Origin of the sequence: Burkholderia sp. 572 (genome assembly GCF_040545135.1) — a bacterium.
Classification (GTDB): Bacteria; Pseudomonadota; Gammaproteobacteria; order Burkholderiales; family Burkholderiaceae; genus Burkholderia; species Burkholderia cepacia.
In genome coordinates, this window is record NZ_JBEPLH010000012.1 from 128,060 (window position 1) to 142,958 (window position 14,899).

Annotated in this window: 14 protein-coding genes; 11 read left to right on the forward strand and 3 right to left on the reverse strand. The window is 67.7% G+C overall.

Annotation, left to right across the window (positions count from 1 at the left end):
• Positions 1-125: 125 nt before the first annotated feature.
• The 5 genes from ABIC51_RS23305 (at position 126) to ABIC51_RS23325 (ending at position 5,436) form a co-directional block, all read left to right on the forward strand.
• Positions 126-842 (forward strand): FadR/GntR family transcriptional regulator, encoded by a 717-nt coding sequence (locus ABIC51_RS23305; RefSeq protein WP_027789137.1) that lies wholly within the window; start codon positions 126-128, stop codon positions 840-842.
• A gap of 223 nt (positions 843-1,065) precedes the next feature.
• Positions 1,066-2,688, forward strand: a complete 1,623-nt coding sequence (locus ABIC51_RS23310; RefSeq protein WP_146253680.1) for a phospholipase D family protein — start codon at positions 1,066-1,068, stop codon at positions 2,686-2,688.
• 148 nt (positions 2,689-2,836) lie between these two features.
• A complete protein-coding gene (locus ABIC51_RS23315; RefSeq protein ID WP_175898171.1) occupies positions 2,837-3,610 on the forward strand; it encodes a class II aldolase/adducin family protein in 774 nt (257 codons plus the stop codon).
• 339 nt (positions 3,611-3,949) lie between these two features.
• Positions 3,950-4,384 carry a CHRD domain-containing protein gene (locus tag ABIC51_RS23320; protein WP_021161337.1) on the forward strand — a complete coding sequence of 145 codons (435 nt, stop codon included), beginning with the start codon at positions 3,950-3,952 and terminating at the stop codon, positions 4,382-4,384.
• 89 nt (positions 4,385-4,473) lie between these two features.
• A complete protein-coding gene (locus ABIC51_RS23325) occupies positions 4,474-5,436 on the forward strand; it encodes an alpha/beta hydrolase (RefSeq protein WP_136471214.1) in 963 nt (320 codons plus the stop codon).
• Here ABIC51_RS23325 and ABIC51_RS23330 read toward each other — a convergent pair.
• A complete protein-coding gene (locus tag ABIC51_RS23330) occupies positions 5,406-6,248 on the reverse strand; it encodes an EcsC family protein (protein WP_027789140.1) in 843 nt (280 codons plus the stop codon). The two genes, ABIC51_RS23325 and ABIC51_RS23330, sit on opposite strands and share 31 nt — an antisense overlap.
• Before the next feature lie 107 nt (positions 6,249-6,355).
• On the opposite strand from ABIC51_RS23330, the gene ABIC51_RS23335 reads away from it, so the two are divergent.
• Together ABIC51_RS23335 and ABIC51_RS23340 are read left to right on the forward strand one after the other, a co-directional pair.
• Positions 6,356-7,951: an MDR family MFS transporter gene (locus tag ABIC51_RS23335; RefSeq protein WP_175898172.1), complete on the forward strand. Its 1,596-nt coding sequence runs from the start codon at positions 6,356-6,358 to the stop codon at positions 7,949-7,951.
• A 26-nt stretch (positions 7,952-7,977) separates the two neighbouring features.
• Positions 7,978-8,424, forward strand: coding sequence for a MarR family winged helix-turn-helix transcriptional regulator (locus ABIC51_RS23340; protein ID WP_059699894.1), 447 nt, complete (start codon positions 7,978-7,980; stop codon positions 8,422-8,424).
• 81 nt (positions 8,425-8,505) lie between these two features.
• Here ABIC51_RS23340 and ABIC51_RS23345 read toward each other — a convergent pair whose 3' ends face one another.
• Positions 8,506-9,087: a DJ-1/PfpI family protein gene (locus ABIC51_RS23345; RefSeq protein WP_021161332.1), complete on the reverse strand. Its 582-nt coding sequence runs from the start codon at positions 9,085-9,087 to the stop codon at positions 8,506-8,508.
• Positions 9,088-9,244: 157 nt separating this feature from the next.
• Positions 9,245-10,525: an amino acid deaminase gene (locus ABIC51_RS23350; RefSeq protein ID WP_027789142.1), complete on the reverse strand. Its 1,281-nt coding sequence runs from the start codon at positions 10,523-10,525 to the stop codon at positions 9,245-9,247.
• Positions 10,526-10,644: 119 nt separating this feature from the next.
• Here ABIC51_RS23350 and ABIC51_RS23355 point away from each other — a divergent pair, with 119 nt between their 5' ends.
• The 4 genes from ABIC51_RS23355 to ABIC51_RS23370 all read left to right on the forward strand — a co-directional run bounded on the left by ABIC51_RS23355 (position 10,645) and on the right by ABIC51_RS23370 (position 14,897).
• Positions 10,645-11,583: a MurR/RpiR family transcriptional regulator gene (locus ABIC51_RS23355; RefSeq protein WP_060083108.1), complete on the forward strand. Its 939-nt coding sequence runs from the start codon at positions 10,645-10,647 to the stop codon at positions 11,581-11,583.
• Between the two features lie 2 nt (positions 11,584-11,585).
• Positions 11,586-13,067 (forward strand): N-acyl-D-amino-acid deacylase family protein, encoded by a 1,482-nt coding sequence (locus tag ABIC51_RS23360; RefSeq protein WP_027789144.1) that lies wholly within the window; start codon positions 11,586-11,588, stop codon positions 13,065-13,067.
• 124 nt (positions 13,068-13,191) lie between these two features.
• Positions 13,192-13,578 carry a RidA family protein gene (locus tag ABIC51_RS23365; RefSeq protein WP_006751946.1) on the forward strand — a complete coding sequence of 129 codons (387 nt, stop codon included), beginning with the start codon at positions 13,192-13,194 and terminating at the stop codon, positions 13,576-13,578.
• 293 nt (positions 13,579-13,871) lie between these two features.
• Complete coding sequence (locus ABIC51_RS23370) at positions 13,872-14,897, forward strand: hypothetical protein (protein WP_354006647.1); 1,026 nt, start codon at positions 13,872-13,874, stop codon at positions 14,895-14,897.
• The last annotated feature ends 2 nt before the right edge of the window (positions 14,898-14,899 follow it).

Here is a 14,899-nt window from a genome sequence, read left to right on the forward strand (position 1 = left end):
CAGTGGCGACGGCCCGGCATGCGGATGCGGGACGACGATTTCGCTGCATAATTCCCGCGACGGCGCTGCGGCTCAAATTGGTTGGGCCAATCGGCGCGGCACGCATTGAGCGGGGAGACGCGACGATGGCAGCGATGACGGCACGGGGCCGGACCGAAGGGGTGATGCGCAAGATCGAGACGGCACTGCTCGACGGCACGTGGCCGGCCGGCGCACGCCTGCCGGCCGAGCGCGTGCTCGCGCAGCAGTACGGGGTTGCGCGCAATACGGTGCGCGAGGCGACCCAGCGGCTCGTCGCGCGCGGGCTGTTGCAGAGCCGGCGCGGCGCGGGCGTCTACGTGACGGACCAGTTGCGCGCCGGCATCGCGTCGCCGTGGGGGCAACTGGTCGCCGATCACCCCGCGCTGCGCGACGACATCCTCGAATTCCGCCGCGTGCTCGAGGGCGCGACCGCGTATTTCGCCGCGCTGCGCGCCGACGCGCACGACCGGCGCCGGATCCGTGCGCTGCTGCGCGAGCTCGAAACCGCGCACGCGAACGGCGCGGCGGCCGTCGAAGCCGCGACCGACGCGAAGCTGCACGAGGCGATCGCGCTCGCGTCGCACAACACGATGTTCCTGCACCTGCATACGAGCGTGATCGGGATGCTGCGCGAGCACATCTCGATCAACGTGGCGGGCATGACGACGCACGACGAGCACGCGTCCGAACTCCTGCTGCTGCAGCACCGCGTCGTGTGCGACGCGATCTGCGCGCAGCGGCCCGAAGAAGCGCGCACCGCGATGCAGACCCATATCGACTACGTGCGCAGCCATTTCGAGCGCAGCGGCGACGAGGCCTGAGATTGGTCGGACTACTTCGGTGCGAGGCCCGCCCGGCGGGCACTTCCGGTGCGGCGGGTCTCGATGCCCGGTATGCGCGCGCACGCCTGCGGTTCGAGGCCGTCGGTGCCGCCCGCGCGATTGACCGGTTCATCGGGCGCCTACTAGAATCGGCCGGAACCGCGCGCCAGCCGCGCGCCGCGGCGCATGCGGGCCCTGTGTTCCGCCAGTCGAGGAAGTCTCCGTGTTCACGTCCCTGATCCGGCGCGCACCGGCCGCGCTGTCGTGGCGCGCCGCATGCCGCCCGGCCCGCGCGCTGGCCGCCGGCGTACTCCTGTCGCTCGTCGCCGCGTGCGCGACGCATCCGCCCGCCACCACGCTCGATCGCCCGGTCTCTCATGCGTTGCCGCCCGATACCGCGACGCCGTTGCGCGATGCGCTGGCCGCGCCCGAGGCCGCGCATCCGGGCCAGTCGGGTTTCCGGCTGCTGGCCGACGGCGCGCAGGCGTTGCAGATGCGCATCGCGCTCGCGCGCGCCGCGACGAAGACGCTCGACATGCAGTACTACATCGCGACCGAGGACACGACCGGCAAGCTGCTGCTCGCCGCGGCGCTCTACGCGGCCGATCGCGGCGTGCGCGTGCGGATGCTGGTCGACGACCTGAATTTCCGCGACATCGATCGCGTGATGGCCGCGCTGAACACGCACCCGAACGTCGAGATCCGCGTGTTCAACCCGTTCGGCGCGTCACAGGGGATGGTCGAGCGCACGGCCAACTTCTTCACGCGCATCGACAGCTTCACGCGCCGGATGCACAACAAGGCGATGATCGCGGACAACCAGATCGCGATCGTCGGCGGCCGCAACCTCGGCGACGAATACTTCAGCGCGAGCCAGACGCTGCAGTTCCGCGATCTCGACGTGCTCGCCGCGGGCCCCGTGACGAACGACATCTCGGCGAGCTTCGACACCTACTGGTCGAGCGCGAGCAGCTATCCGCTGCGCGTGCTGAATCATCAGTCGTTCGATACGAAGGATCTCGACGCGATGCGCGACGAGCTGCGCGACCACTGGCGCAAGAATGCCGATCCGTACAACGCGAAGCCGCTGAACGCGACGCCGCTCTCGCGGCAGATCGCGCGCGACGAGCTCGGGCTCGTGTGGGCGCCGGCCGAGTTCACGGCCGACGCGCCCGACAAGGTCGCGCAGCCGACCGACGCGTACGTGAGCCCGCCGATGCAGCGCCTCGTCGAACTCACGCGCGGTGCGCAGCGGGAATTCCTCGCGTTCTCGCCGTATTTCGTGCCGCACGACGCGGGCGTGAAGATCCTCGGCGACACGACCGCGCGCGGCGTGCGTGTCGCGATCCTGACCAATTCGCTCGCGGCGACCGACGCGGTCGCCGTGCAGGCCGGCTACGGGCCGTACCGCGTGCCGCTGCTGCAGCACGGCGTCGAGTTGTACGAGTTCAAGGCGCAGCCGGGTCGCCAGCGTCCGCGCCTGTTCGGGTCGCGTTCGCGCGCGAGCCTGCACGCGAAGGCGTACGTGATCGACCGGAAGATCCTCGTGATCGGCTCGATGAACCTCGATCCGCGTTCCGCGCACCTGAACACAGAACTGGCGCTGGTGGTCCATAGCCCGGCGCTCGCCGAGCAGGTCGCGCAGATCTTCGCGCGTGCGACGCAGCCGGACGAAAGCTACCGCGTGAGCCTCGTGACGCCGGCGGGCGGCGGCACGCCCGAACTCGAATGGACGGGCACGGACGACGGCAAGCCGGCCGTCTATCACGTCGATCCGCACGCGGGGCTGCTGCGCAACCTGATGACCGGCGTCTTCATGCTGCTGCCGGTCGACGACCAGCTTTAGGGGCCGGAAGCGCTCCGGCTAAACCCGCGTTTCCGGTGCGCGGGCAAAGGTGATATGGTTGTGCGCGCAACGAGTGTGGCGCGCAGGACGGCGCCGCCGGGCGGCCCGCGCCACGCGGGCCGCGCACATCCGCAACCGGAGTTCCCCCATGCAACGTGTCCCGAACCAGCCGTTCACGCGTCCCGCCCGTTTCTCCGAAGCCGAATGGCAGGCGCGCGTGCAGCTCGCGGCGGCTTACCGCATCTTCGACCATCTCGGCTGGACCGAGCTGATCTACAACCATATCTCGCTGCGCGTGCCGGGCGAGGACGGGCATTTCCTGATCAACCCGTTCGGGCTCCATTACCGCGAGGTGTGCGCGTCGAACCTCGTGAAGATCGACATCGACGGCAACGTGATCGGTCATTCCGACTGGCCGATCAATCCGGCCGGCTTCACGTTCCACAGTGCGATCCATGCGGCGCTGCCCGATGCGCACTGCGTGATGCACGTGCACACGACGCCGACGATGGCCGTGTGCTGTTCGCACGACGGGCTGTCGTTCTCGAATTTCTATTCGGCGCAGCTGTACGGGAAGATCGCGTATCACGACTTCGAGGGCATCACCGTGCATCTCGAAGAGGGGCGGCGCATCGTCGAGAGCGCGGGCGGGCGGCCCGTGCTGCTGTTGCGCAACCATGGGCCCGTGACGATCGGCGCGACGCTCGCGCAGACGTTCTCGCTGATGTGGCTGCTCAATCGCGCGTGCGAGGTGCAGGTCGCCACGCATGCGATCGGCGACGCACTGCCGATCGCGCCGCCCGTGCTCGAAGGGTGCGTGCGCGATTCGCTGAATTTCGATCCGAAGCATGGCGCGGGGCAGGATGCGTTCGACGCGCTGCAGCGTATCGTCGATCGCATCGATCCCGGCTATCGGGCGTGACGCGGGGCGGCGTGATCGTATCGTCGTGCCTGATGCGGCAGGCCCAGAATCTGGCGGCGGGCAAAAAAAAACGCGGCCGGGTGGCCGCGTGAATACTCGCAGACTCCTTCGGACGAAGGAAACAAGCAACTGTGAGATGAAGTGTAGCGAAAGGCCGCACGCGGATTCAGCCGTCAGGCTGCAAAGGTCCATTCCAGCCTGAGGCAGACTGGCCTGCCGAGCGCGCTGCGGCGTTTTGCGGCATGGCCGTTCGACGGGCTCCCGGATCGGCGGCGATCGACTACCATCATGTGTGGCGCCGCCGTTCGGTCGGCGTACAACGTCGTACAAGGAGAGTCCATGCTCAAGCTGCGTTTGCTCCAGGTCGCGTTACTCGCGGGTGTGCTGGCCGCCGGCACCGCCGCCGCCGAAACGGTGCGCCTGTCCGCCAATCTCCAGCCGTCGAGCGAGGTGCCGCCGACGGCGACCAAGGGCTCGGGCGACGTCGAGGCCACCTACGACACGGCAACGCACATGCTGCAGTGGACGGTCCGTTACGAACACCTCACCGGCCCGGCCACCGCCGCGCATTTCCACGGGCCCGCGCCGGTCGGCCAGAACGCGGGCGTGCAGGTGCCGATTCCAAAGGACGAGCTGGCGAGCCCGATCAAGGGTTCGAAGGCACTCACCGACGCGCAGGTCACCGACCTGATGGGCGGCAAGTGGTATTTCAACGTCCATACGAAGGAGCACCCGGCCGGCGAGATCCGCGGCCAGGTGATGCCGGCGAACTGAGCGCCGGCGTTTGATATGGCGGCACCCGTCGAGCGGTGCGGGAACGATCGCACGTACCGTCGTCACACTGCGAATACGGAGTGCGTCCGATGAGTTGGCAAAGCAAGTTCGCCTGCTGGCTGCTGCGCTGGCAGTTCCGTCCCGAGACCACGCGCGAGGTGCTCGATCCCGCCCGCGCACGGCGCTTTACCGACCTGCGGATCATGGTGCCGCGCCGCGTGCCGTCGGGCTACCGGTTGCGCCGGTGCTACGGCGCGGGCGACGCGCCGCTGCGCGGCGAATGGCTCGAGCGCACCGATGCGGGCGCGGGACGCGGGCCGGGCCGCACGCTGCTGTACTTCCATGGCGGCGGCTATTACTTCTGTTCGACGAAGACCCACCGGCCGCTGGTGTTCGGCCTGACGAAGCGCGCGGGCGTGCGCTCGTTCTCGCTCGACTACCGGCTTGCGCCCGAAAACCGTTTCCCGGCCGCGCTCGACGACGCGCTGGCCGCGTACCGGCAGCTGCTGGCGCTCGGCACGCCGCCCGAGTCGATCGTGCTCGGCGGCGATTCGGCGGGCGGCGGCCTCGCGCTCGCGACGCTCGTCGCGCTGCGCGATCGCGGCGAGCCGCTGCCGGCCGGCGCGATCCTGTTCTCGCCATGGACCGACCTGGCCGCCACCGGCGCCACGCTGCGCACGAACGACGGCGCCGATCCGATGTTCGCGGGCGCGGCGCTGCCGAAGGCCGCGAAGCTGTACCTCGGCGACGAGCCGGGGACGAATCCGTACGCGTCGCCGCTCTATGCGGATTTCGCGGGCCTGCCGCCGCTGTATATCCAGGTCGGCAGCACCGAGGTGCTGCTCGACGATTCGCGCCGCGTCGCCGAGAAGGCGAAGGCCGCCGGGGTGGCGGTGGAGATCGAGGTGTGGCCGGACATGCCGCACGTGTGGCAGCTGTACGCGCCGATGGTGCCGGAAGCACGCGACGCGCTCGACCGCGCGGCCGCGTTCCTGCGCCGCGTCGCGGTCGAGCGCGCGGTTCAGCGCGCCGGCGAGACGTCGATTGCCTGATAGGCGGCCTTGACGGCCGCCGAGCCGTACTTGCGCTCGAGCCGGCGGACGGTGAAGTGGCCGTGCGCCATCTGCTGGAAGTGGTCGATGAACAGCGTATTGACGGTCGCGCCGAGCACGGCGCCGATCGCCGGAATCGACTTCGCGGCCATCTGCTCGGTCACCTGCACCGAGAAACGCGACGCCACCGTCTGTACGAGCTTGAACACGGCCGCCGAGCTGTGCGCGGCGATGCCCTTCGTCGTGATGTCGGACGATGCCTTCGAGATTGCCTGCGCGAGCGCGCCGCGCAGCACGAAATAACCGAGATCGGCGTCCTCTTCCTGCTTGTCCGGGTTGCCGCCCATGCCGAGCACGGCCAGGCATTGCAGCTGCGTATCGACCGAGCCCAGGTCTTCACCCTCGCTGCGCGCGATGTCGCATACGGAGCGGAAGATCAGCGTCGTCGTCACCGGCAGCTCGACCGGCAGCGCGAGAAAGCCGAACGCACCGCCCGCCGCGCCGGTCGTCGCGACCGCGAGCTTGTGCAGCAGGTTGCTCGGCTTGTCGGGTTCGGCGTCCGGCGCGGGCGGCTTGCCGAGCGTGCGCAGCGCGATGTTCAGGCACTTGCGCAGCGCGAGCTGCGTCGCATCGTTGATCTTGCCGGTCGCGAAATCCGGCAGCCGGGCGATCATTTTCTCGACCGGTGCGCCCAGCATGCCCGTCAGCTTCATCGTCAGCGACGGGCTTTCCAGCACCTGCTTCGCGCGCCACAGCGCGTCCCGATCGTCCTGCGACAGCATGGTGGCGGGGGGAATTGAAATCGGTTCCATCTTTCTCCTTGGCGGTCTGGGCCGGTTTGACCGTCGCCAGCCTAGATTACTCCCGCATGCTAGAATTTTGAGATTGTTTGACTCGTCAAAAGTTGCGCCAACAAAAAATGGCCGTCCATACCGCCGCCCACCATTCGAGCGGGCAAGTCCTGCCGTTCCGCGAATCGCTGCTGGCGATGATCGGGATCTCGTTCGTCACCATGCTCGTCGCGCTCGACCAGACCGTCGTCGGCACCGCGTTGCCGACCATCGTCGCCGAGCTTCGGGGGTTCGACCTGTACGCGTGGGTCGCGACCTCGTACCTGCTCAGTTCCGTGATCACGGTGCCGATCTTCGGCCGGCTCGGCGACTATTACGGGCGCAAGCCGTTCGTCATCGTGTCGATCGTCGTGTTCACCGGCGCGTCCGTGCTGTGCGGGATGGCGAACGACATGCTGATGCTCGTGCTCGCGCGCGGGCTGCAGGGGATCGGCGGCGGAATGCTGGTCGGCACCGCGTTCGCGTGCATTCCCGACCTGTTCCCCGATTCCGTCGTGCGGTTGCGCTGGCAGGTGCTGATGAGCTCCGCGTTCGGCATCGCGAACGCGGTCGGCCCGTCGCTCGGCGGCGTGCTGACCCAGTCGTTCGGCTGGCGCTCGGTGTTCTACGTGAACCTGCCGATCGGCCTGCTGTCGCTGCTGTTCGTGTGGCGTTACCTGCCGCACCTGCGCCACGTCGAGCACGATCGCAAGATGCGGCTCGACTGGCCGGGCGCGCTGCTGATCGCGCTGTCGCTCGGCGCGCTGCAGCTGTTCGTCGAATGGCTGCCGAAGTACGGCGTCGCGAGCTGGGCGTCGCTGCTGCTCGTCGTTGCGGTCGCGGCCGGTTTCGGCCTGTGGCACTGGGAGAAGCGCTGCGCGCAGCCGATCTTGCCGTTCGACATGTTCGGCAACCGCGCGCTGTCGGCGCTTTTCGTGCTGGCGATCCTCGCCGGCTTCTCGATGTTCTCGCTGCTGTTCTACGCGCCGCTGCTGTTCCAGGGCGGCTTCGGGATGTCGCCGAAGGAGGCGGGGCTCGTGATCACGCCGCTCGTCGTGTTCATCACGATCGGCAGCATCATGAACGGCCGTGTCGTCACGCGCATCCGCAATCCGAATGCGATGCTGCACGTCGGCTTCGTGCTGTTCGCGATCACCTGCGCGGGCGTCGTCGTGTCGACCCACACGACGCCGAAATGGCTGCTGATGGCGCTGATGGTCGCGGGCGGCATCGGGCTCGGCTTCGTGCTGCCGAACCTCACCGTATTCGCGCAGCAGACGGCCGGCCGCGAGCACCTCGGCATCGCCACGGCGCTGCTGCAGTCGCTGCGGATGGTCGGCGGGATGATCGGCACCGCGCTGACCGGCACGCTCGTCAACCAGATGTACTCGGGCGGCGTGCGCGATGCGCTGTCGGCCGATCACGCGATGCAGTGGCACGCGCAGCTCGCCGATCCGCAGATCCTGATCGATCGCGCCGCGCAGGGCGGCCTTGTCGCGGAGCTGACCCGTGCCGGGCATAATGGCGCGCCGCTGCTGGAAGCGGCCCGCGAATCGCTCGTCGGCGCGATTCACGTGGGTGTCGCGATGGCGGCCGTCGTCGCCGTGGTGTCGGTGTGGCAGTGCCGCCGCGTGCCGCCGATCGCGCTGCGGCGCAAGATCGAACCGCATGTCGCGGCCGATTGAACGATTGAACGAGTAGAACTGAGCGCATGGAAGAACAGGACCGCGTCGCGATCTTGCAGCAATTCGGACGGACGTATCGCGCGTTCATGACCGCATTCGAGACGCACGTCGGGCAACCGATGCCGCGCTGGCGCATCATGGTCGCGTTGCACACGATGGGCGGGCATTCGTCGCAGAAGAAGCTCGTCGAAGTGCTGCGCATCGATCCGGGCGCGCTCACGCGCCAGTTGAAATCGCTCGACGCGCTCGGCTGGATCGAGCGCGAATCCGACGCACGCGACAATCGCGTGACCAACGTGACGCTGACGGACGCCGGCCGCGCCGCGTTCGACGCGTGCCTGCCGCGCCGCAAGGCGTTTCTCGAACAGACGATGGCGCAATTGCCGGACGACGTGCTGAATGCGCTGTCGGGCGCGCTGGCGATGCTGGAGTCGCGGATCGCGGACGTCGGCTCGACGCCGACCGCGCGTTGAAGCACGGGGCAGGGCGGCGCAGGTCGGCGTGAATACGCCGCGCCGCCCCGGCACTTCATCTCATCTCGATTCCCTGCGGGTTCAAAGCTCGATGCGCGTGCCCAGCAGCGCGAGGAACTGCGCGAGCCAGGCCGGATGCGCGGGCCACGCGGGCGCGGTGACGAACGGCGCGTCGGTCACGGCCGCGTCGACCGGGATGTCCGCATATTCGCCGCCCGCGAGCTTCACCTCGGGCGCGCAGGCCGGGTAGGCCGAGATGCGCTTGCCGCGGATCACGTCGGCGGCCGCGAGCAGTTGCGCCGCGTGGCAGATCGCGGCGATCGGCTTGCCGGCTTCGGCGAACTCGCGCACGAGCGAGATCACCTTCGGATCGAGTCGCAGGTATTCGGGGGCGCGGCCGCCCGCGATCGCGAGCGCGTCGTAGCGCGAGGCGTCGACGTCGTCGAATGCCGCGTTCAGCGTGAACTGGTGGCCGGGCTTCTCGGTGTAGGTCTGGTCGCCTTCGAAATCGTGGATCGCGGTCTTGATCTTGTCGCCCGCGCGTTTGCCCGGGCACACTGCATCGACGTGGTGGCCGACGGCCTGCAGCGCCTGGAACGGCACCATCGTTTCGTAGTCTTCGGCGAAATCGCCGGTCAGGAACAGGATCTTCTTCGCGGCCATGGCTTTCTCCAGTGGAGCTGCGTTGAGGGCCCGCCGCGGCAGACGAATGCCATGCCCGCCCGGGGCCCCGAGGACGAAAGCGCAGTGTACTCCGGCCGCTTGAAGCGCGCGTGACGGCCGCCCCGCGCGAGCGGCGGGGCGGTGTGCGCGACCTGCGTCAGAAGAAGGTTTCGACGACTTCCGTCACGCGGAACTGCGGATCGAGCACGAGCACCTGGCGCCACTTGTCGAACGTCAGGCACGGGTGCGAGATGTCGAACGCGACCATGTCGCCGACCTTCACGTCCGCGCCCGGCGGGATCTGCAGGTACGCGTGCTGATCCATCATCCCGGTGACGGCCCAGCCTTCGGCGGCGACGACGTCGCGCGGGGCGGTGTCGCGGCCCGGGCGGAAGTGGCGTGCCGGCTCCGGCAGCCCCGCGTCGAACGCCGCGTCGCGCTTGCCGAGCGCGACGATCGCACGGTCGGCCTCGGGCACCGACTGTACGTAGGCCCACAACTGCAGCGCGGGCAGCAGCCCTTCGCCCATCGTGCGTGCGATCGGGTTGCGCGCGAACACGTCGGTCTGCGCTTTCTTGTAGATGCCGACATCGTGCGTCAGGTAGCAGCCCGGACGCAGCACGACTTCCGCGAAGCCCGCGTCGGACGCCTTCGCGAATTCTTCCGCGACCACGTCGTACCACGCCGAACCGGCGCCGGACAGGATCGCCGGCGTACGCGCGAAGCGACCTGCCTCGGCCAGCTCGCGCGTGAGCGCGACCGCTTCCTGCAGGAACGTGCGGATCTCGCCTTCCTCCTTCAGCACGCCTTCGTAGAGTTCGATGCCGGCCAGCTTCAGCGTGTCCGGATAGCGCGCGATCGCGGCGAGCACGGCCTCGCGCTGCGCGGCATCGCGCACGCCCGCGCGGCCGCCCGGCACGCCGAGCTCGAGCAGCACGTTCAGCGGCTTCTTCAGTGCGCCGAAGAAGCGGCCGAGCTGGTCGACGCTCTCCGCGGAATCGACGAGGCAGAAGAATTCGAAGTCGGGATCGGACAGCAGCCCCGCGATGATCGTCATGTTCTGGCGGCCGACCAGCTGGTTCGCGAGCAGCACGCGCCGCACGCCGCCGTGATACGCGGCCTGCGTCTGGTGCGCGGTCGCGAGCGTGATGCCCCACGCGCCGGCGTCGAGCTGGCGGCGGAACAGTTGCGGCGCCATCGTCGTCTTGCCGTGCGGCGCAAACTTGACGCCGTACTTCTGGACGAATGCCTGCATCCAGTTCAGGTTGTGTTCGATGCGATCCTCGTAAAGCACGGCGGCCGGCAGGCTGACGTCTTCCGCGAGCAGGTTCCACTCGAGGCGGCCCGCGTCGCCGAGCGGCACGCTCGCGCTCGGCAGATTGCCGAGGCCCTTGCCGAACGGATCGATCGTCGCTTCCTGATAGTTTGTAACTTTCATGTCATCCCGCTCCATCATCACTATGCATTGCACTGAAGTTGACACGCAGATGGTACAGAAAGTAGCATCTGCGCGGTGATGTTATTTAGTAACATCGAGCTTCGCACCCTTTTCAGCAGATGAATACGCCCGCCAATCCGTCCGCTCCGCACGCGGCCGAGCCCTATCCGCCACAGGCCGCCCCGCCGGTCCTCGACATCGTCGCGCGGATCGCCGAATGCGCGCCCGAGCTGCGCGAAGCCGAGCGCAAGGTCGCCGCGTTCATCCTCGCCGATCTGGCACGCGCCGCACATGCGAGCATCGGCGCGCTCGCGCGCGATGCGGAGGTCAGCGTCGCGACGGTCACGCGTTTCGCGAAGGCCGTCGGCTGCCGCGACGTGCGCGAACTGAAGGTGCTGGTCGCGCAGGCGGCGGCCGTCGGCCAGCGCTTTCTCGTGCCGTCCGACGACGCGCCGGCCGACGATACGAGCCCCGCGTCGATGGTCTACGACGAGATCCGCGTGGCGCTCGCGCACAACCACCAGTTGCTGCGCAATACGTCGTTCGAGGAAGCGGCCGACCTGCTCGCCGGCGCGAAGATGACCTATGTGTACGGGCAGGGCGGCGGCTCGACCGCGCTCGCCGACGAGCTGCGTTTCCGGCTCGTGCGCTTCGGCCGGCCGGTCGCGAGCTACCAGGACAGCCTGCTGCAGCGGATGGTGGCCGCGACGCTGTCGCGCGACACCGTCGTCGTCGCGCTGTCGGTGAGCGGGCGCGTGCCCGAGCTGCTCGAGAGCTGCCGGCTCGCGAAGCGCTACGGCGCGAAGCTGATCGCGATCACCGCGCCGGCCTCGCCGCTCGCGAAGCTGGCCGACCACCTGATCCCGGTCGTCGCGTTCGAAACCGATTTCATTTACAAGCCGTCGACATCGCGCTACGCGATGATGATGGCGATCGACGTGCTCGTCACCGGAGTCGCGTTGCGGCTCGGCGATGCGGGCCGGGAATCGCTGCGTCGCATCAAGCACGCGCTCGATGCGCACCGCGGCGGCGGAGACCGTCAACCGGTAGGAGACTGACCATGCATTCGCATCCCGAAGCCGCCGATACGCTGATCGTCGGCGCGCAGCTTTACGACGGTACCGGCGCGCCGCCCGTCACGCGCGACGTCGCGATCCGCAACGGCGTGATCGCGGCGATCGGCAACCTGTCGAACTGGCTCGCCGAAACCGTCGTCGATGCGAACGGCCGCGCGCTCGCGCCGGGCTTCGTCGACGTGCACACGCACGACGACACGCACGTGATCCGCGCGCCGCAGATGGTGCCGAAGATCTCGCAGGGCGTGACGACCGTGATCGTCGGCAACTGCGGGATCAGCGCGTCGCCGGTGACGCTCGCGGGCGATCCGCCCGATCCGATGAACCTGCTCGGCGAGCGCGGCGCGTTCCAGTACCCGACCTTCGCCGACTACGTCGCGGCCGTGAACGACGCGCGTCCGGCCGTGAACGTCGCGGCGCTCGTCGGCCACACGGCGCTGCGCAACAACCAGATGGACCGCCTCGACCGCGCGGCGACCGACGGCGAGATCGCCGGGATGCGCGCGCAGCTCGAGGAGGCGCTCGCGAACGGCGCGCTCGGCCTGTCGTCGGGCCTCGCGTACGGCTCCGCGTTCGCGGCGCCGACCGAAGAGGTGATGGCGCTCGCCGAGCCGCTCGCGAACGCCGGCGCGTTGTACACGACGCACATGCGCACCGAATTCGACGCGATCCTCGATGCAATGGAAGAGGCGTACCAGGTCGGCCGCCATGCACGCGTGCCGGTCGTGATCTCGCACCTGAAGTGCGCGGGCCCGTCGAACTGGGGGCGCAGCACCGAAGTGCTCGCGTCGCTCGAAGGCGCGCGCCGCTACCAGCCGGTCGGCTGCGACTGCTATCCGTACAGCCGCAGCTCGTCGACGCTCGACCTGAAGCAGGTGACGGGCGACATCGACATCACGATCACCTGGTCGGAGCCGCACCCGGAAGTGGCGGGCAAGCTGCTGAAGGCGATCGCGGCCGACTGGGGCGTGACCGAGCAGGAAGCCGCGCAGCGCATCCGCCCGGCGGGCGCCGTGTACCACAACATGTCCGAGGACGACGTGCGCCGGATCCTGTCGCACCCGGCGACGATGGTGGGCTCCGACGGCCTGCCGAACGATCCGCTGCCGCACCCGCGGCTGTGGGGCGCGTTCCCGCGCGTGCTCGGCCATTACGTGCGCGACACGAACCTGCTGCCGCTCGAGGAGGCGATCCGCAAGATGACGTCGCTGTCCGCGCGCCGCTACGGCATCGCGCGGCGCGGCGAGGTGCATGTGGGCTACCACGCCGATCTCGTGCTGTTCGACCCGGCGCGCGTGATCGACGCCGCGACGTTCGAGAAGCCGCAGCAGCCCGCGCACGGAATCGACGCCGTGTGGGTGAACGGCGTGCTGACCTACGAAAATGGCCAGCCGACCGGCGAGCGTGCCGGCGGCTTCGTCGCACGCGGCGAGCGTGTGCCGGCGAGTGCCGACGCCGCGTTCTGAACGCGGTTGTCGTTCTGATCTGCCGCGCGCGCCGTCGTCGGTGCGCGCATCCGCAACCGTGCGTTGCATGGGACCGGCGCCGGCGCTGAAGCGTCGAGGCGGTCGACAAACAAGGAGTGAAACGATGAAGCGATATGGCGTAGGCGAAGCGAAGGGGACGGGCGGCCAGGTAATGCCGTTCGCACGCGCGGTCGAGGCCGACGGCTGGCTGTACGTGTCGGGCCAGACGCCGATGGTGAACGGCGAGGTCGTCGAAGGCGGGATCGTCACGCAGTCGAAGCAGACGATCGAGAACGTGATCGCGATCCTGAAGGAAGCCGGCTACGGCCTCGAGCACGTCGTGCGCTGCGGCGTGTGGCTCGACGACGCACGCGATTTCGCGTCGTTCAACAAGGTGTTCGTGTCGTACTTCGGCGAGCATCCGCCGGCACGCGCGTGCGTGCAGTCGAGCATGGTCATCGACTGCAAGGTCGAGGTCGACTGCATCGCGTACAAGGCGCCGGCGAAGTAACGCGGCCGCGCGGAGAATCGTTGTTCAACGGGGCTGGTGCATTGGCGTGCGCCGGCCCCGTTGCGTTGAGGCAGGGTTCGATTGATTACTTGTCGGTTGCGGTTGATGCTGGAATTTTGCGGTTTGTAACAAAGCCGTTCTTCGTCGTAGGGAAGGTGCGACGCTTTCGTTTGGCGGAACAAACCGGGGTTGGGATGTTGTTCAAGAATAGCGTCGACAATTTTGGGTAAGCCAGATCCGGGATCGCATTGTATGGTCTTGTCACGATAAAAACCCTCTGGATAAGTCGGATCGTGACCAACAAGCCCGCACCAAACAAGGCATCGCCAACTCTTGAGGCTGCCGTTGCCGGCCTCAAGCAATTGCCGTTTGCCTTTCCTTTCCTGCGCAACGGACAAAGCAAATCCGAGACATCTTCACGATTTACCGATGAGCGTGAGATTTGCCGGCTGCTTGCCGAACGTGAGCCGACCGGCGCGTATCTCGTCAGCCGCAAGGGTATGTGGCACGGGGGGATTCACGTTACGGAGGCGGGTGCCGGACAGGCCCTGGATCTCGATGCGGGATTGCGGTGCATTGCCGATGGCGTGTTGATCGCGTTTCGTGCCAATAAGACTTATCCGATCAGCGAGATTGCCGAAGTCGACGGCGGATCACCTTACGAGGCGCCGTATAGCACGGGCTTCGCGCTGGTACGGCACACGATGGAGTTTCCACGGGACACGAAGCTGACGTTTTACAGTCTATACATGCACCTGATGTCATGGGAAGACTACGCAAACTTCCCGAAGCGGGAAAAGCCGTCGTATTGGCCGCGGCAATGGCTGGTGACGCAGTATGCGCAGGACAAGCAATCGTCAGGCCGAAGCGGGCAGGCTCCCGATCCGGCACAGCAGGGGCTCCGTATTCGCAAGACTCCGGGCGGTAGCCCCATCGCGATTCTGCCGCAGGGAGCCAACGTCGGCATCGGAAAGATTGAGACGAAGAGCGGAAAGCCGTGGGGACAGTTGACGGATCTTCGTGGGACATCACTATACCCACAGAAAGCAGGTGAATACGTCGAGCCGTCGAGTGCGATCGGTAAGTGGGTCTTTCTCGGGCAGGAAAACGGTGGCCCGGTTGCCGAAGAGACTGTTGAGGACTCTATATTTGATCGGGTCGTCGTAACGACGGGCCAAGGCGCGGCAGGCGACATGCCAGGCATTCCAGTCAAGGCAGGAGACCTGATTGGGCACTTGGGGCGCTACGACTCTCTGAACGAGTGTAGTTCGGGAACCCGAATGGCACACATCGAAGTCTTCTGCGATGACAGCATCTAGGC